The 18,479-nt window shown below is 70.0% G+C and carries 9 protein-coding genes; all 9 read right to left on the bottom strand.

The window, feature by feature from the left end; genetic code table 11:
- Positions 1-46: 46 nt before the first annotated feature.
- The 9 genes from DQE82_RS01270 to DQE82_RS01305 all read right to left on the bottom strand — a co-directional run bounded on the left by DQE82_RS01270 (position 47) and on the right by DQE82_RS01305 (position 18,435).
- On the bottom strand, positions 47-1,369 hold the full coding sequence (locus DQE82_RS01270) for a phosphatidate cytidylyltransferase (RefSeq protein WP_104113932.1): 1,323 nt from the start codon (positions 1,367-1,369) through the stop codon (positions 47-49).
- A 251-nt stretch (positions 1,370-1,620) separates the two neighbouring features.
- Positions 1,621-2,178: a ribosome recycling factor gene (frr, locus tag DQE82_RS01275; protein WP_043325889.1), complete on the bottom strand. Its 558-nt coding sequence runs from the start codon at positions 2,176-2,178 to the stop codon at positions 1,621-1,623.
- An 87-nt stretch (positions 2,179-2,265) separates the two neighbouring features.
- Positions 2,266-3,000 (bottom strand): UMP kinase, encoded by a 735-nt coding sequence (pyrH, locus tag DQE82_RS01280; protein WP_174533616.1) that lies wholly within the window; start codon positions 2,998-3,000, stop codon positions 2,266-2,268.
- A gap of 191 nt (positions 3,001-3,191) precedes the next feature.
- The gene (gene tsf / locus DQE82_RS01285) at positions 3,192-4,019 is read right to left on the bottom strand and encodes a translation elongation factor Ts (protein WP_064447054.1); all 828 of its coding nucleotides are present in this window, start codon (positions 4,017-4,019) and stop codon (positions 3,192-3,194) included.
- Between the two features lie 130 nt (positions 4,020-4,149).
- Positions 4,150-5,001 (bottom strand): 30S ribosomal protein S2, encoded by an 852-nt coding sequence (rpsB, locus tag DQE82_RS01290; RefSeq protein ID WP_043325892.1) that lies wholly within the window; start codon positions 4,999-5,001, stop codon positions 4,150-4,152.
- A gap of 323 nt (positions 5,002-5,324) precedes the next feature.
- Entirely contained in the window at positions 5,325-6,389 is a 1,065-nt protein-coding gene (locus DQE82_RS01295; protein WP_113971807.1) for a hypothetical protein, read from the bottom strand.
- Between the two features lie 289 nt (positions 6,390-6,678).
- Positions 6,679-7,011 carry a hypothetical protein gene (locus DQE82_RS30485; protein WP_158559959.1) on the bottom strand — a complete coding sequence of 111 codons (333 nt, stop codon included), beginning with the start codon at positions 7,009-7,011 and terminating at the stop codon, positions 6,679-6,681.
- A gap of 32 nt (positions 7,012-7,043) precedes the next feature.
- Entirely contained in the window at positions 7,044-17,801 is a 10,758-nt protein-coding gene (locus DQE82_RS01300; RefSeq protein WP_147265111.1) for a LamG-like jellyroll fold domain-containing protein, read from the bottom strand.
- Between the two features lie 133 nt (positions 17,802-17,934).
- Positions 17,935-18,435, bottom strand: coding sequence for a hypothetical protein (locus tag DQE82_RS01305; protein ID WP_147265112.1), 501 nt, complete (start codon positions 18,433-18,435; stop codon positions 17,935-17,937).
- Positions 18,436-18,479: the final 44 nt, after the last annotated feature.

The following is an 18,479-nucleotide window of genomic DNA, read 5'->3' on the forward strand; positions in this document are numbered from 1 at the left end:
CCCCCGGCCGCCCGGCCCGCCGCGGGTCTCCGCCGTGACGCATACCTCAGCTCACCACCGGGACGAACACGGCGAGCAGAAGGTAGGCCACCGGCACCGCGAACAGGATCGAGTCGAGCCGGTCCATCAGACCGCCGTGCCCGGGCAGCAGGTTGCTCATGTCCTTGACGCCGAGATCCCGCTTGATCATCGACTCGGCGAGGTCGCCGAGCACCGCGGAGACCGAGATCGCCATCCCGAACAGCGCCCCCCACCAGGGCGCCACGTCGAACAACACCCACAGCAGCACCGCGCTGCCCGCCGCCGCGGCGGTCACCGAGCCGGCGAAGCCCTCCCAGGACTTCTTCGGGCTGATCGTGGGCGCCATCGGGTGCTTGCCGAACGACACGCCGGCCGCGTACCCGCCGGTGTCGGAGAGCACCACCGCGACGAGCGTCACCAGCACCCGCAGGTGCCCGTCGCCCGGCGCCGCCGCGAGCATGGCCGCGAACCCGGCGAGGAACGGCACGTACACCGCGATCAGGGTGGCCGCGGTGAGGTCGCGCTGGTAGTTGCCCGGCCCGTCGCCCAGCCGCCAGATCATCGTGCCCAGCACCGTGACCAGCAGGCCGAGGCAGAGCGCGTCCGGGCCGGCGAACCACGCCAGGCCCACCGTGATCACGCCACCGGCGACCAGCGGCGCCAGCGGCGGGTGGGCGCCGCTGCGGCGCACCGCCCGGGCCATCTCCCAGATGCCGATCCCGACCGCGGTCGCCAGCACGGCCAGGAACGCCGGCATGAAGAAGAACAGCGGCACCACCACCGCGGCGCCGAGGGCCACCCCGACGCCGATCGCGGCCGGCAGGTTGCGCCCCGCCCGGGACGTCGTCGGCGTGGTGGTCGGCGGACGCTCGGCGCTCGCCCGCCGTCGCCCCCGACCCCGGCGACCGGGCGGCGGCTCGGGCTCGGGCTCGTCGCGTACCGCCGGGATCTGGTCGGTGGGCTCGTCGCGCACCGGCGCGATCTGCGCGGTCGGGTACTCGTCGTCGCGGGCCGGCTCACCCCACGGGCCGCGGTGCTCCGGCCCGTCGGGCCGGCCGCGGTCGCCGGCCGGCGGTCCGTCGTACCGGCCCGGTCCGTCGTGGCGCCGACCGCTGTTCGGGTACGGCCCGGCGTACGTGTCCGGGCCGGCATAGGTGTCCGGGGCGGCGTACGTGTCCGGGGCGGCGCCGGGGCGGGCGTAGCCGCCCGGCTCGGTCGGGTGGGTGGGCGCCGCCGGGGCGGGCCGCCAGGGGCCCGGCTCCAGATCGGTGTCCGGCCAGGGCAGAGCGGGGGCCGGACGGTCCCAGCCACGCGGCTCGGTGCTGCCGTAGGGGTCGGGGTGGGACATCACGCACCGGCAGCCGGTACGAGAGCCACCACATGACGCAAGACCAAAACCATCCCCTACCGGCGTGAGACTTCTGTTGACCGACCGACGGCCGGGCGACCCCCGCCGTTCACCCCGTGGTGGCCGGGAATCGTGCCGAGCCTACTGCACCCGCCGGAGCCCCGAGGGTCTGCGCCGCCGGGCACGACGACGGCACCGGGCCGCCGCCCGTGCGGGCGACGGCGGCGGTGCCGTGCGGGGTACGCGCGCGCTCAGACCTCGAGCAGCTCGTTCTCCTTGTGCTTGACCAGCTCGTCGACGGTAGCGACGAAACGCTGGGTCAGGTCGTCCAGCTCCTTCTCCGCGCGCCGGCCCTCGTCCTCGCCGACCTCGCCGTCCTTGACCAGGCGGTCCAGCTCCTCCTTGGCCTTGCGGCGGATGTTGCGGACGGCGACCTTGGCCTCCTCGCCCTTCTGCCGGGCGACCTTGATCATCTCCCGGCGCCGCTCCTCGGTCATCTGCGGCAGGACGATGCGGAGCTGGTTGCCCTCGTTGTTCGGGTTGGCCCCGAGGTCCGAGTCGCGGATCGCCTTCTCCATGGCGCCCAGCTGCGAGTTGTCGTACGGCTTGATGATCACCATGCGGGGCTCGGGCACCGCGATGGAGGCCATCTGCGGCAGCGGGGTCGGGCTGCCGTAGTAGTCGATGACGATCCGGGAGAACATGGCGGCGTTGGCGCGACCGGTACGGATCCCGCCGAACTCCTCCTTGGCGTGCTCGATGGCACGCTCCATCTTCTCCTCCGCCTCGAGGAGGGTGTCGTCGATCACCGGTCTCCTCGCCTCCTTCTGTCGCTCGTCGTGGGTAGTGCGGGTGCCGCCGTGGCAGAGGGACCGCTTGTCGATCCGGCGGGCCGGTCAGGCGGTGATCAGGGTGCCGATCTTCTCACCGGCGACGGCCCGGACGATGGTGTCGTCGCCCTGGGCGCCGAAGACCAGCATCGGCAGGCCGTTCTCCATGCAGAGGCTGAACGCGGCGGCGTCGGCCACCCGCAGGTTACGGCGCAGCACCTCGGAGAAAGTGATCGAGTCGAGCTTGCTCGCGGTCGGGTCGATCCGGGGGTCGGCGGTGTACACCGCGTCCACGCCGTTCTTGCTCATCAGCACCACGTCCGCGCGGATCTCCAGCGCCCGCTGGGCGGCCACCGTGTCGGTGGAGAAGTACGGCATGCCGGCGCCCGCGCCGAAGATGACCACGCGGCCCTTCTCCAGGTGCCGGATCGCCCGCAGCGGGATGTACGGCTCGGCGACCTGGGCCATGGTGATCGCGGTCTGCACCCGGGTCTCGATGCCCTCCTTCTCCAGGAAGTCCTGGAGGGCCAGGCAGTTCATGACCGTGCCGAGCATGCCCATGTAGTCCGCGCGGGCCCGGTCCATGCCCCGCTTCTGCAGCTCGGCGCCGCGGAAGAAGTTGCCGCCGCCGACCACCACGGAGACCTGCACACCACGGCGTACGACGGTGGCGATCTGCCGGGCGATGCCCTGCACGACGTCGGGGTCGACACCGATCGCGCCGCCGCCGAAGACCTCACCGGAGAGCTTCAGCACCACCCGGCGGGACCGACCGGGAGGAGGCGCGGTCGGATCCTCCATCGCCAGGCTCCGGTCACTCACAACCTGCGTCATCCGCCCCGCCCCTTCTCCCCGCGCATAGCGCGGGCGTCGCGTACGTGCCCTTGCCGACCCTATGTGACGAGGAGGCCGCGGTGCCTGTCACGTACACCGGCGGCCTCCTCGTCGACGTTCTCCCCTGTGCCCGGGCCCGGAAGGCCCGGCGCGGCGGCTCAGGCCTGGCCGACCTCGAACCGCAGGAAGCGGGTCACCTCGATGCCGGCGTCGGCCAGCACCTGCTTGACGGTCTTCTTGTTGTCGGCGACCGACGCCTGCTCCAGCAGGACGAAGTCCTTGAAGAAGGCGTTCACCCGGCCCTCGACGATCTTCGGCAGCGCCGCCTCGGGCTTGTTCTCCTCGCGGGCGGTCTGCTCGGCGATGCGCCGCTCCGACTCGACGGTCTCGGCCGGCACCTCGTCGCGGGTGAGGTACTTCGGCCGCATCGCGGCGATCTGCATGGCCACGGCGCGCGCGTCGGCGTCCGCCGCCTCGTCGTTCTTGCCGGTGAACTCCACGAGCACGCCGACCGCCGGGGGCAGGTCCTGGCTCTTGCGGTGCAGGTAGACCGCGGTGGTGCCGTCGAGCTTGGCGAAGCGGTTGAGCACCAGCTTCTCGCCGATCTTGGCGGACTGCTCCTGAATCAGGTCGGCCACGCTCTTGCCGTCGATGCTGCTGGCGAGCAGCTCCTCGGCGTTGGTGGCGCCGCTGGCCACGCCGTGCTCGACGAGCTGCTGGGCCAGCGCGATGAAGGCGTCGTTCTTGGCGACGAAGTCCGTCTCGCAGTTGAGCTCGAGCAGCGCCTGGCCGGAGTGGGCGACGAGCCCGTTGGCGGCGGTGCGGCCGGCCCGCTTGCCGACGTCCTTGGCGCCCTTGACGCGCAGGATCTCGACGGCCTTGTCGAAGTCGCCCTCGGCCTCCGTCAGCGCCTTCTTGGAGTCCATCATGCCGGCGCCGGTGAGGTCGCGGAGCTTCTTGACGTCCGCGGCGGTGAAGTTGGACATGACTCTCTCTTCGGTGTCAGTGAGGTGGTCTGGGGTGCTGGTTACCCGGTTCCGGGCCGGTGCTGCCGCCCGGCGTACCCGTCGCGCCCCACCGCCGGGAATCGCCGACGGTGGGGACGCGACGGCGAGATCACTCGGCGGCGGCGGTCGCCGGCTGCTCGGCAGCGGCGGCGGCGGGCTGCTCGTCGGCCTTCTTCGGCTCCTCGAGCAGCTCACGCTCCCACTCGGCCAGCGGCTCGTCGGCGGCGACCTGGCCGGCCTCGGGCTTCTCGTCCGCGCCCCGGTTACGGCCGGAGCGGGCGATCAGACCGTCGGCGACGGCGGCGGCGACGACCTTGGTCAGCAGCTCGGCCGAGCGGATGGCGTCGTCGTTGCCCGGGATCGGGAAGTCGACCTCGTCCGGGTCGCAGTTGGTGTCGAGCACGGCGATCACCGGGATGCCCAGCTTGCGGGCCTCGTCGACGGCGATGTGCTCCTTCTTGGTGTCGACGATCCAGACCGCGGCCGGGAGCTTCTGCATGTCCCGCAGACCACCGAGGGTCTTGGTGAGCTTGATCTTCTCGCGGGAGAGCTGGAGCGTCTCCTTCTTGGTGTAACCGGCGGCGGTGCCGCTCAGGTCACCCAGGGCCTCCAGCTCCTTCATCCGCTGCAGCCGCTTGTACACGGTCTGGAAGTTGGTCAGCATGCCACCGAGCCAGCGGTGGTTGACGTACGGCTGGCCGACCCGGGTCGCCTGCTCGGCGATGGCCTCCTGGGCCTGCTTCTTGGTGCCGACGAACAGGATGCTGCCGCCACCGGCGACGGTGGTGCGGACGAACTCGTACGCCTTCTCGATGTAGTCGAGCGTCTGGCGCAGGTCGATGATGTAGATACCGTTGCGCTCGGTGAAGATGAAGCGCTTCATCTTCGGGTTCCAGCGCCGGGTCTGGTGCCCGAAGTGCACACCGCTTTCCAGCAGCTGACGCATGGTCACGACGGCCATGGTGGGTTACTCCTACTGTGTCCCTGGTTGTCCGTCCGGCCGGCGGCCGGACGCCTGGCGCCCGGTCGGCGGCCGGGGTGGGCCCGGGTGAAGAACCGGGACCAGGGAGGCCGTCGCCCCACGGAGGAGACCGTGGAAAGGGCACGCGAGGTCGACCGCGCGAGGCGGTCGCCAGTCGACCAGTGTACGCGCCCTGTCCGCCGCACGGCCCTCGGGTGCGGGAGGCGGCCTTGCTCAAACCTTGATCGACTCCGGTACGGCGAAGTGGCGGTGTCAACCTGCCTGTGACACCGCCACTTCGGGGTGGATGGGCGTTTCCCCGCTCAGCCCGCCGCGAGGGCTGCGGCGAGGAAGAGGACCAGCCCGACCGTCAGGTACGCCGTCGGCGGGCGCAGCCAGCCCCGGCTGCCGTCGGCCAGCGCCAGCCCGCCGGTACGCAGCCCGTACAGGCCGGTGCCGAAGATCGGCAGCCCGACGGTCAGGAACATGCCCACCACCACGTGCGACGTCGACACCGGGTCGCCGAACAGGCCGTGCAGCAACACCCGTACCGCCGGCACCTCCAGCACCAGCACCATCACCGCCAGCAGCACCGCGAGCGCCGGACGCCGGGTCCGGTAGACGCCGTCACCGGGCGGCGGACCGTCCGGCCGGGGCATGAGTGCCGGCATCGGGCCGGTCGGCATCTCCAGCGGATTCGGGGTCGCCGCCGGCTCGGCCGGACCGGCCGGGCGCTCACCGATCCGCAGCGGAGTCGCCTCGCCGGGGTTGAGCCGCGCCGCGGCCGACGGGTCCGTCCCACCGGTCACCGGCGGCTCGGCCGACCGGCCGGTGTCCACGATCGGGTAGCCGCCGAGCGGGCCCGGACCGGCCTGGCCGGCAGCGCCGCCGAGGGCCAGCGCGTTACCGCCACCGCGCGGATCGGCGTGGTGAGCGGCCAGGCCGTACGGGTCGCCGCCGGTACGGGACGCGCCGTCGGAGGCCGGGGTGCCGAGCGGGCTCGCCGGCGCCGCGCTCAGCGGGTTGCCGTGCGCGGCGGTGCCGAGCGCGTCCACACCGCTGCGGGACACCGCGGCGAGCGAATCGTCCGCGGACTCGCGGGCCGCCCGCCGCCCGGCACGTGACCCGGGCAGCTCACCGGAGACCTCCGGGTCGTCCGGCCGCTGCGACCGCCAACTGCTCGTGTCGTCCACCAGCGGGTCGGCGGCGGAGTACCGGCCCGGCTCGGCGTACCGGCTCTCACCGGCGCGCTGCTCCGGCGTGCGGTAGTCGTCGTCGCGGTAGCGGGGCTCACCCGCGGCGCGCCAGTCCGACTCGTATCCGCGGTCGCCCCATCGCGACCCCTGCTCATCCTCGGGATAGCTCCGTCGTCCGTCCACGACGGGCACGGTATGCGACCGGCTCCAGCCGCGCCATTCGGGTCGGGGGGCCGTCGACGCAGGTCAGCGCCTACGCCGCCAGAAGGCCCCCACCCAGCGTCCGTTGCGGATCAAGCAACAGACTCAGGAGCAGCCCGTAAGGCTCGAACACGAGCCGTCATCGACACGAACACCGCTCACACGTGGTCGCGCCGACCGTCCTCAACGAGTCGTGAGACCTGACAGGGCTCGACCTTCCGAGCGAACCCAAGGAGCGGGGTAGCCCGCCCAAAGAATGAAGGCGGCGATCGGACAGTCTTTATTCAACAACATATTCGCTGAGACTGGGTTCCACCCACGCCGCATACCCAAGGATCGGGCGCTGCTTGAGTTCACCCTCCGAATCATCGATCAAGTCTCGGCGCACCCGCAGGCCATAATGGACAGAATACTTGATTCCTTCGATAAAGACAGATCCACACTCAGTGGAGCCGCGAGGATCGCGATAGCTTGATTCAGCTAACTCCCACCCCGCCTTACGAATCTTGTCCAGCACAACTTCAAACGCTCTCTCGCTGCCACCGATACCGGGCAGGACCCCTCCAACCCGGGCCAGAATCTCTACCGGATCTACACGGCTCTCGTTAGTCATATCCCGCCTCCGAACAGTTGTTCTGGCGCAGTCTATCTGGTGCTCTGCCACACTCGGACTTCACCTTCATGCTCCCAGAAGTACGTAAAGGTTGCGCCGGCATCCTCCGCTGCACGATTCATCGCGCCTTGACAACTCGAACACGGCGCCCTCGTACCCTGGATCACCACATGCCCATCCAGTGGCACTGGCTTCTCCATGAAGAACTCATCATCACGAATAACCCGCAAACCGTAACTCGGAACACCACCAGACATTCTCGCCACGCGGTTTTCGGTATGACTCAGCGTCTCCCCGCCTCGACCAATGGCCGCCTCCGACGGCCGCTGCGCGCCACTACGTATTGAGTAATCGTGGACGACTTTTCCCTTAGAATCCGTTACGGTCACGTCCGCCCAGTGAGTTGTGGGCGAAACGGGGCAAGAATTCAGTGCACCTAGATCAACGTTGTGTACGAGAACCGGCTCGTCGTCGGCGAGCACGTAGTACGTGTGGATGTCCGCGACCGTCAGGTCGCGCATCTCCTCGTCGCCGGCGAAGTTGTCGACCGCGACGACGGCGACCTCGCGTCCAGGTCCACCACCACCCATTCCGGCGCCGGTACCGTCACCCTCCAGCCGCTTGTCGTCGTGGACGAGCAGCCGGTGGCCCACGGCGAGCTTGGCGGCGTCCACCCACGCGCTGTCGGTAGCGTCCCAGAACGGATGGTGCTGCGTGGTCTTCAGCACCGTCGTCTTGCCGGCGCTGTCCTTGACGGTGACGTCGGTGAGGTCGCGGTCCCGGTTCTGGTGCAGGGCGGTGACCGGCTTCGCCGCCGTCTGTCCGGCCTCCGGATCGGTCGCCGCGACCTTGTCCCCGAGGGCGACGTCCTTGATCGCCTTGCTGGACCCGTCTGCCATCAGCACCCGGGTCTCCGGGTCGAAGCTGTGCCTGGTGCGGCAGCCCGGCGACCCACCGGACGAGGAGGCCCGTTCCTCGGTGCTCGAGCGCGGCCGGGCGGCCGGGTTCGGTCCGCCCGCGCCGTGCAGGTCATTGCCGCGGCCCAGCGACGGCAACTTCCCGCCTAGACCCGGGGCGCGGCTGGCCCCGCCGGCGAGCATCTTGCTCGCGCCGCCGGTGAACTTGCTGATGCCGGCCGACAGCGCGCCGTCCAGGCCGCCCTCGATCATGGTCCCGGCCAGGCCGCTCCAGGAGAACTCCTCGTCACCCCGGGCGACGTCGACCATGTAGCCGGCGCCGGAGGACATGGCCCCGGCGACCGCGCCGGCCAGGATCAGGCAGCCGACCCCGGTGGCGCAGAGCGCGCCGACCGCGACCGTGGCCGCGACCGCCACCGCTGCCGTGGCGACGAACTTCCACGGATCCTTCTTGATCGCCGCCACCGTGGACTTCACGCTCGCCACGGCGCGTTTCACCGTTTTCTTGGCAGCCTCCCGCACACATTTGGAGGTGCCCTTCTTCAAACATTTCTTCGTGGCGTTGTAGGCGTCGGCGACCTTCTGGACCTTCTTCTTCGCCCAGCGATTGGTCGAGTCCCAGGCGACCTTTCCGGCCTTCTTGATTTTCTTCTGGACCTTCTTGGCGCCCTTCTTGACGTCCTTCCACGCCTTGCCGGAAGCGACGTAGTGGTAGGTGTTCACCGTCGCGCGGTACGTGCTGACGGCTGCCTTGTAGCTGTAGTTGACGACCTGTTGCGCGGCCGCGACCGGACGGGTCACCACGTTGACCACGGACTTCCAACTCGGCAGGCCCCAGTGACCCGTCGGGTCGGTGGTGGTCAGCGGGTTCCCGTCGCCGTACTGGAAGCGGTTGGCGGCCACGGAGTCCGGGACCGGGTCGTTGGCCGCGGTGTCCCGGGTGTCGAACTGTCCGGTCGCCGGGTTGTACCAGCGGGCCAGCATGTTGACCCGGCCCGTGGCCGAGTCGGTCCACTCGGACTGGTAGCCGAGGTTGCCGAGCAGCCCGGAGCCGGCGACGACAGTACCCAGGGGGTCGTAGGTCCGGGAGCCGCTCAGCGCCGTGCCCGTGGCGGTGAACTGCCCCACCACGTCGTCGTGCTGGTCGGTCCAGGTGTAGACGGAGTTCGCGCCGTTGCCGGCACCGGTGGCCAGCAACTCGCCGTTCGTCCCGCGGGTGTAGGTGGTCCCGGAGTCCTGGGCCAGGTCGTTGCCGAGGCCGCTGTAGCGGAATCCGGGCTGGATCGCCCGGCCCTGCGCGTCGTAGGTGTAGGTGCTGGTCCCGGTCGCGGACTGCTGCGACAGCACCTGTCCGTACGCGTCCGCGACGGTGGTGAGGACGCCGCCGCCGGATGACGTCTGCCGGAGGGTGCCCCGCGCGGTGTAGGCGTACGTCGCGCCGTCGCTGGCCGTCGCCAGTTGGTTGCGGGCGTCGTACGTGAAGGTCCGGGAACCGGCCTGGGTCCGGTTGCCGGCGCCGTCGTAGGCGTACCCGATGGTGGTGCTGCCGTTGTTCCAGGACGTCAGCCGGTCGGCCAGGTCGTAGGTGTAGGTGTTCGAACCCGACCCGGCGAAGCCGGTGGTCACCTTCGACGTCTCGTTGCCGTTGTTGTCGTAGCCGTACGTGATGGAGGCCAGCGTCGTGGTGCCCGCTGCGTTCTTGAGCGTGTCGGTCTTCAGCCGTTGCAGGTAGTCGTAGCCCAGCGTCCGCACGTTGCCGGACCCGTAGGTCATGGTGGCGATCTGCGACATGGCGTTGTAGCCGACCGTCAGGTTGACGCCCGTCGTGGTGTTGGCGGCGGTCCGCAGCCGGCCCGCGCCGTCGTAGCCGAACGTGGTGGCGCCGGCCGCGTCGCTGCGCGAGGTGACGTTGCCGTCGCGGTTGTACGCGTACGAGACGTTGTCCTGCGGGCCGGTGATGGACAGCGGGAGGCCGCGGTCGTCGTACGTGATGGTGTTGGTGCCGGCGGGAACCGACAGCGACGTGATCCGGCCCGCGTCGTCGTAGCCGAAGCTGCGGCTCGCGGTGGCCGCCTCGGCGCCGGTACCGGTCTGACCGGTCAGCCGGCCGAGGTCGTCGTAGTCGTTGTGCACCCGCACGCCGCCCGGCGCAAGCTGGTCGGTCACCCGGCCGGCCGCGTCGTAGACCAGGCTGAAGGTGCGGTCGGCCGCGTCCGGGAACGCCGGGGTGGCCGGCTCGATCTGGGACTCCGGCTTGCCCCACGAGTTGTACGTGGTCCAGAACGCCAGTGCCCGGCCGTTTGTGAACCTGGTGCGGTTGCCGGCCGCGTCGTAGCCGAACGAGGTCTGGATCGACGTGGTGGGCGTGGTCGGCTGGTTCTCGCCGGTCATCCGCCCCATCGCGTCGTACGTGAACGTGGTCGTGGTGGTGCGGGCGTCGGTGGCCGAGGTGAGGTTGCCGTTGTCGTCGTAGCCCGCCGACTGGGTGGTGAGCACCGCGTTGGCCGGGTCGAGGCGCTGCACCCGGGTCTGCCGGCCCGCCGCGTCGTACGTGACGACCTGCTTGCTGGAGTCCGGGTTGGTGGTCTTGACGACCTGGCCGAGGCCGTCGTACTCCAGCAGCGTGACGTTGTTCGCGCCGTCCTTGACGCTGATCGTCTCACCGGCGGAGTTGTAGCCGTACGAGGTGACGACGCCCTCGGGGGTGGTGGTCTTCTGCAGCCAGGGACCGGTGCCGTACGCGCCGGTGCCGTAGTCGTTGACGCTGGTGTTGGTGGCCGGGGCGGGTTGGCGGACCACCTCGCTGCTGGTCAGCGTGCGACCGAGCATGTCGTAGGTGGCGGTGGTCTTCGCGCCCGTCGCGTCGACCGATTCGAGCAGGTCACCGACCTTGTCGTAGAGGGCGGTCGTGGAGCGGCCGGTCGGCCCGGTCACCTTCGTGACGTTGCCGAACATGTCGTACTCGAAGGCGGTGGTCTTGTCGAGCGGGTCGGTGCTGGCGATGACCTGGCCCAGCTTGTCGTAGGTCGTCACGGTGCGGGCGCCCACGATCGGCGCGCCGCCGCCGGGCGGCGTGTAGTCGGGCAGGATCATCTGGTGCGGGCGGCCCAGCGCGTCGACCCGGCTCTGGGTGACGTTGCCGAGCGGGTCCTGCACCTCGACCTGCTCGCCGAAGGTGTTGTAGCCGATCCGGCTCACCGGGCGGGAGTTGACCGTCTCGGCGCCGTACGACTCCGTGGTGACGGTGGGCGCGACGGTCTGGACGGCCTGGTCCGCCTCGTCGTAGTCGTAGTTGGTGACGTTGTTGAGCGGGTCCTTGACCGCGGTGGTGAGACCGCGCTTGTCGACCGTGTTGACGGTGGTCATCTCGTTGGTCCACAGCGCCGCCGCGGTCCGGCCGTTGCCGCCGTTGTAGAGGGTGGACACCTCGGCGGTCGACAACGCCCGCTGGTACGCCTGCACGTTGTCGACCGAACCGACGAAGGTGCTGCCGCCGGTGCTCCAGGAGTTGCCACCGATGGTCATTCCGGTGGCCGAGGCGAACGGGGTGGGATTGGTGACCGAGGTGCCGGCGACGTTGTTGACGTACAGCGACATCCGCTTGGTCGGGGCGTCGAACACCGCCACCATGTGCACCCAGGTGTTCGCGGCGACAGCGGTCGCCGACGTCGCCGAATAGGTGGTCGACGGCGAGGCGACGTCGGTGGCCGGAGCGCTGAACGCCCACTTCGCGAGGCTGCTGTTGTACTGGAGGGAGAACGCGGCGTTCTTGGTGCCGCCCTGCCCGAGCGCGGTCTGCGTGGCGGTCAGGTTCCCGGCCCGGACCCAGGCCGACACCGAGTACGAGGCGGTGGTGTCGAGCACCTTGTTCGGGGTCTGCATGTATCCGGCGGTGGTGAACGTCGCCACGCCACCGCTCGTGGTCACGTCGGATGCGCGGAACTCCATGTCGTTGTGCGACGGGGAGGAGTCGTAGCTGATGAACGGGCGCAGGGCGAGGAAGCCCGCGTTGTCGTTGTAGCTGGTCTCGTCGAGCTTCCACCAGCCCGCCGGTCCGCTGTCGGCGCTGCGGCCCACGCTGCTCGACGTGGGCCGGCCCATCGGGTCGTAGCCGGTGCGGGTGGTGCTCAGCACCGTGCGCTTCGCACCCGACATGGTGCGCGTCGCCGTGACGCGGTCGTCGCCGTCGTAGGCGTACGTGCTGATCCGGTCGACGCCGTCCGGGCTGACCGTCGACGAGACCACCCGGCTGGCCGGGTCGTAGAGGTAACTGGTGGTGGTGGCGCCGTTGTTCTCCTTCTTGACGGCGAGGTTGCCGGCCTCGTCGTAGGTGTTCTCCTCCAACACCTGAGTGGTGGTGCCGTCCGTGCGGCTGACCTTCTTCAGCTTGCCGTCGCTGTAGTAGTCGTACTTCGTGGTCCAGTTCATCGCGTCCGTCTCGGACGCCAGGTCGCCGTTGGCGTAGTAGGCGCGGGAAAGGATCTGCGTGGTGGTGCCGTCCTTGCCGGTCAGCGTGGCGGTGAGAACCTGGCCCTCGCCGTCGTACGTGGTGCGCAGCCGGCGCAGCACGTCACCGCTGGGGCACTGAGACGACGGGGCGGGGTTGCTGTCACAGGTCGTCTCGGTGGTCTGGTTGCCGTAGGCGTCGTACTCCTGGAGCGTGACGACGCCGACCGGGTCGACCACCTTGACCAGCCGACCGCGCTCGTCGTAGCTGTTCGTCACGGTCCGGCTGGCGTCGCCGCCGGTGAGGTCCTGCTGGGTGCGGGTCAGCACGTTGCCGTCGGCGTCGAACGTGTCGACGGTGCGCAGCGTGTGCACCGCGCCGGTCACCCGGTTGGTCACCGCCGGCTCGGTGGACTCCGTCACCTGCCCGTCGGCGTCGTAGCGGAACGTGGTGACCAGCCCGGCCGGGTAGGCGTCCGAGATCACCTTGCGGCTCGTCGCACGCCCGAGACCGTCGTACGCGAACTCGGTGACCAGCCCCGCCGCATCCGTGATCTTGACGGCGTCGCCGGCGGCGTTGTACTCGGTCCGCTGGACCGACCCGGCGGCCGAGGTGGTGGTGAGCGGCAGTCCGGGCGGGGTGACGCCGCCGCCCACCGCGGGCGTGGTAGCCGTCGTGTACGTCATCGACACGGTACGACCGGCCGGGAAGTCGGCCACCGGCGGCGACACCATCGAGGTGCGGTTGCCGGCGGTGTCGTAGGTGAACTTCGTGCGGTAGCGCTCGTCCTTGTCGTTGCGCGAGCGCGGATCCCGGATGTCGGTGATCTGGTCGTTGCGCGCGTCCGGCGTGAGCTGGGTGGTGGTCGCGTCCGGCCAGTAGCTGTAGTAGGTGGTGTCGCACTCGCTGAGCCAGTCGTCGTGCGGTCGCGCGCAGGTGGTCGAGCGGATCGTGTTGCCCCGCACGTCCTTGCCCGACTCGGTGAGCTGGCCCAGCGGGTCGTACTCGATGGAGGCGAAGCCGCCCACGTCGTAGCCGTAGCTCGTGGTGTTGCCGAGCACGTCGGTTTCGGCGATCAGCCGGTTACCGTTCACCAGGTCGAAGTAGCGGCTGGAGACCTTGTTGCCCGGATCCGTCACGGTGACCTTGGAGACCGGGGTCAAGGTCGGGCCGGTGGTGTCAGCAGTCGGCGACCCGACCGCCTTCGACGCCTCGTAGTGGGCGTTGACCTGGGCCGCGGTGAGCAGCTTGTCGTAGAACGCGAACTCGGCGATCTCACCGGTGAAGTAACTCGTCGCGCCGGACGACCCCGGAAGCCCTGAGGTATAGCCGGCGCCGATGTAGGCCGGACGAAAGCCGCCCTGGTATCCCTCGTTCTTGGTCGCCACGAGCTTGTTGTCCAGGAAAAGCGCCTGCCCGTTGGGCCAGTGCTTGCCCAGCACGACGTGGTGCCACTTGCCGTCGTTGACCTTGGTGGTGCCCGAGGTCATCGTGATGGCGGCTCCGATTTGCTCCAGGCCGCCGCGCAGCACACCGTCCGAGCCGACGTACAAGGCGGGGATGTTCGACGATCCGGTGGGCGTGCTGTCGATGCTGTACAGCACGCCGCTCTTGGTGGTGCCCGCCGGGATCCGGAACCACATCTCCACCGACGCGGGGAACTCCACGGTTCCGGCCGCGGTGGTGCCGGTGCCGCTGAGGTACGACGAGGTGCCGTTGAACCTCGCGCCGAACCGGTCCGGGAACGGGCTCGTGGTGTTCGGCTGCGAGGTGTCGAACGTGACGTTGTGGTACTGCATCGAGCCGCCGACGACCTCGTTCACCGCCTGGGCCGGGGCGTCGATGTCACCGAGGCGGAAGTAGTCGCGCGGGCGGGTGCCGAGGACGGCGGAAACGTAGCCCTGGCTGGACGAGATGCCCTGCGGCACACCGATCTTCCAGGTGCCGCCGTTCTCGTCGGTGACCTGGCTGACCCGGCCGGAAACCGGGTCGTATGTGACCTGCGCCTGCACCCGGCCGGCCTCGCTGGTGATCTTCGACATCGAGGGGGCCGCGGTACGGCCGCTGTTCCACATCGCAGTCACGGTGCTCGCGGTCACCGCGGTGTTGAACATCGCCACCTCGGCGACCGACCCGTTGAAGAACGAGGCCGTACCCGTGGTGTTCGGCTGCGCGGGCCACGCGCCGCCGAGGAACCCGGCACCCACGTAGACGTTCGGCACACCGGTGAAGGCCATGTTGATGGCACCGGTCAGCGTGCCGGCGACGGCGCCGTCCAGGTACAGCGTCTGGCTGCCGCCGTTGCCGGCGAGCACCACGTGGTGCCAGCGGTCGTCGGTGACCACCGCCGCCGAGGCCATCGCCGACGCCGGGCTCACCAGGTACTCGCCGCGCAGCTTGCCGTCGGTACCGATGTACAGCGCCGGGACGTACGCCTTCGTCGTCGTGGCGCCCGGCGTGACCAGATCGTCGGAGTAGCCGAGCAGCACCCCACCGGCCGTGCTGGTCTTGAACCAGAGGCTGACCGACTGGTACGACGCCTCGTTGATCGCCTTCTGCCGCAACTGCACGCTGGAGGTGGTGCCGTTGAACCCGGCCGCCGTCGCCGACGAACCCGCGAGCGGGCCCGGCGAGCCGAGGGTGACGTTCGTGTACGCGGCGTTGTCCGCGCCGTCGTTCGACAGCACCGTGCTCATCGCGCTGCTCGCGCCGGCCTGCTCGTTCAGCCTCCAGTACGAGTACGGCCCGGCGTTGAGCGTGGTCGCCTCGTACTGCGAGGAGGTGGTGTAGTCGTACCGGGTGCAGTCGGTCGTCGTGCCCGGCGGGCACACCGTCCTCAGCAGATCCTTGTCGTAGCTGTACTGCCAGGTCAGGCGAGTGGTCGCATCGCCGGCCGTCACCGGGTCGGAGGTCACCTGCGTGACGTGCGGATACCCCGCGTCGGCCGGGGTCGACCAGCTGACCGCCAGCGTCCGACCGGACGAGACGGAGGTGAGCAGGTCGACCAGCCCGTTCGCGTCGTACCGCAGGGTCTCCGCGCGCCCGGAGGAGTCGGCGATCCGGGTCAGCCGGTAGACGCCACCACCGACCGAGCGGGTGAACTCGTACGCGGTGGCGTCCTTGTCGGTCAGCGAGTAGCCGCCGGTGATCGGCTTGAACACCGAGAATCGGCCGGACGGGGGAACGAAGACGCCGTCCGCGTTGCGCCCGAACGCGACCTCCTCACCGGAGGGATAGCGGACCGCGACGGTCTGCACCGCGCCGGAGGCGTCGGGTTGCTCCCGCACCTGCATGTCCAGCAGCGACGACCAGCCCTGACCGAACGCGCTGTCGGCCCGTACGTCGCGGCTGTTGTAGTCCCGCGTGATCGACAGTGCCGGACCGGCGGTGGCGACCTCGGCGTCGCTGTCCGAGGTGGTGTAGTTGCCGGTGCTCGGCTCGAACCCCTTGCCGCCGTTCTGGCCGAGGTCCGCGCTGATCATCGGTTGCGGAACGGCAGTGGTGAACGCGTACGCCACGGGCGTGGCCGGTGCCGTGGAGGACCAGTCGTTCACCTGAACCGTGTACGTGTAGGTCTTGCCCCACGACAGCGCCCCGGCGGGTACCTTCCACACCCCGCTCGTCACCCACCCGGAAGCGGCCACCTGCGTGCCGGCGGAGTCCTTCACCACGAAGGTGTAGCGCAGCCCCTTGTTCGGCCAGGCATCCGAGTCGCGGCCGCTCGCGGCCAGCTCCGGGGTCAGCGTGGAGACTGTGTAATTGTCCGCCGGATAGCGCACGTCGATCTGCGGGGCGACGTTGTCGGTGTAGGTGACGTCGATGAACGGCGTACAGGAGATCGTCCCGTACGTGGAGTGCGCGCAGTTCAACGGCGAGTTCGCCGAGGTGAACCGCTTCCAGGCCGTGGAGTCGGTCTCGCTGGCCTTGATCGCCAGCCCGTAGGTGCCGGCGCCGGTGACCCACTCGTTGACCTCGGCGGCGTTCAGCGGCACCGAGACCCACGTGCCCACGTTCCGGGTCTTGGCGGTGTTCCCGCAGGCAGCCGTGTTCGAGGGTGAGGCGTTGCCGATCGAGGCGGACAGGGTGGGGAACGTGCCGAACTTGACGGTGGAGGCGGCCCAGTTCTGCGTCACCCGGTAGACGTCGAACCGGCGGGCGACACAGCCGGTTCCGACGCCCTGGTAGCTCATGAAGACGTTCAGGTCGGCCGCGCTGAGCCTCTTGCCCGCGTAGGTGCTGCCGAAGGTGGAGAACGGCAGCAGGGCCCGCGCCTTGCCGGTGGCGGTGCCGTCGAAGGTGCCGGCGGCCACGTTGTCCTCGCCGGAGCGCTGGGTCTCCGTGACGTCGGACTGCACGTACGTGTCACCGGTCGCCGTCTTGATCGTGCCGGTGGACGGGTCGAGCAGCACCGGGAACTTCCGCTTCGGGTCGCGCAGCCACGCGCCGTCGATCGTGACCTTCAGCGCCTGCCCGGTGCCGTGCGGGACGAGGGTGTAGTGCACCGAGTGCGAGATCGCACCCGTGCCGGACGCGTCCACGGTCGCGTCCTCCAGGTAGCCGACCGGCATCCGGGCCGCCTCGGTGCCGTCCGCCCGGAGGAAAACCGCGTCGCCGTCGGTGTCGATACCGGCGGTCAGCCCACGCAGGCGCAGCGGATAGACGTACTTGGTGGGTGCCTTCGCCGAGTGCAGGACCAGCGTTTCCTTGACGTCGGTTCCGGTCACGGCCATCGTGACGTCCACGTCCGGCAACGCGCGTTCGTAGGTGAGTTCGTTGCCGTTCACCCGGGCGGTGGGCGCAACGGCGCCGGCCAGGTCGAAGCCGAGGCTGCGGTCGTCGTCGAGCCTCAGGTCGACCAGGGGTTGCCCGGGCTCACCGGCGGCGGCGAAGGTGACGCCGAGAGGATGCGCCTTGACGGTGAAGCGCCCGTCGGGCCGCCGGACGATCGCCGGGTCGATGGAGCGCCAGGTGCCGTCGGCGTCGCGCCAGTTGACCGGCCGCTGGTAGACGCGCCGGGTGACCGACCCGTCGGCGTTCTGGAAGACGTCCGATGTGGTGGTCGACGCCGCGGGCAACCGCTTGCTGGTACGGGGCTGGTAACCCTGCCGTCCGGGACCGGTCTGGCGCACCTGTCCGGCCGGCCGGTGGGGCTGGAAACGGGGCAGCTCCCCCTTGGCCCGCTCGCCGCTGGGCCGGGCGCGGTCGCGCGCCGCAGCGACGTAGTGCCCGCCGGGCGCCCGGCCCGCTTTCTGCTTCGGGGTGGGCGGTTCGGCGCCCCACGACGGACGCAGCGACAGCATGTCGGTGAGCCAACTGGTCGGCCATCCGTCTCCGGCGATCGGCGGCAGCGGCTCACGTGGTGCTGCGGTGAGCAGCGCCAGCGCCAGGATCAGCACTGTCGCGACTCGGCGCACGCCGCTTCGCACCGAGATCTGCCTGGCCGCCGTCGGGCGCAGGGCAGGATCGTATTGACCGCCCATGGCAGCCTCCCCCGTGGTAATCGAACCCAGCGGAAGCTTCCTGGACGTTTACTGAAAAAGCAATGGTCAATCTTGAAGATCATCGATCGGTGGCGGAGGCCACCTGGCGCTCCACGCCCGCCGCCAGATCCTCGGCCGATTCGCCGGACACCGCCGGAACGGCCGGGTCCGGCGACACGCCGACCACGAGGTACTGCACGTCGGGGAAGCGCTTGTGCCCCGCGACCAGGGCCGCGACCGGGGCTGCGCCCACCGCGACCACCATCCGGCAGCGCTGGACGCCGAGCGTGTTGAAGAAACCCTCGGCATTCTCCGGCGTCTGCTTTCCGACCACCGCCAAATGCTGGATCTTGATCGAGGTGGCCGACGACGCCCGTTGCATCCCCTGCCAGCTGGCCGCCGCCTCGGGCCCTGCCAGACCCCGGTCGTCGGTCAGCATGCAGGCCGTGAACGCCCGGTACTGCCGTTCCCGGGGCGGCGGGGCGGGCTCGGGCCAGAGCAGCCACGCAAGCGCCGCGACGGCCAACAGGCCCGCCGTCACCACCGCTACCAACCGCCACCGCCTGTCCACTGCGAACACCGCGAGACTCCCTCCGCCGTTGCCGGCTGCGACACCCGGCGGGA

The sequence above is a fragment of the Micromonospora sp. LHW51205 genome, assembly GCF_003315815.1.
Taxonomy (GTDB): domain Bacteria; phylum Actinomycetota; class Actinomycetes; order Mycobacteriales; family Micromonosporaceae; genus Micromonospora; species Micromonospora chalcea.

Bases quoted from the DNA above. Each gene is read 5' to 3' on its own strand.
- DQE82_RS01270 (WP_104113932.1), bottom strand. From the start codon at position 1,369: ATGTCCCACCCCGACCCCTACGGCAGCACCGAGCCGCGTGGCTGGGAC.
- pyrH (WP_174533616.1), bottom strand. From the start codon at position 3,000: ATGGAGGATCCGACCGCGCCTCCTCCCGGTCGGTCCCGCCGGGTGGTG.
- DQE82_RS30485 (WP_158559959.1), bottom strand. From the start codon at position 7,011: ATGACTAACGAGAGCCGTGTAGATCCGGTAGAGATTCTGGCCCGGGTT.
- tsf (WP_064447054.1), bottom strand. From the start codon at position 4,019: ATGTCCAACTTCACCGCCGCGGACGTCAAGAAGCTCCGCGACCTCACC.
- rpsB (WP_043325892.1), bottom strand. From the start codon at position 5,001: ATGGCCGTCGTGACCATGCGTCAGCTGCTGGAAAGCGGTGTGCACTTC.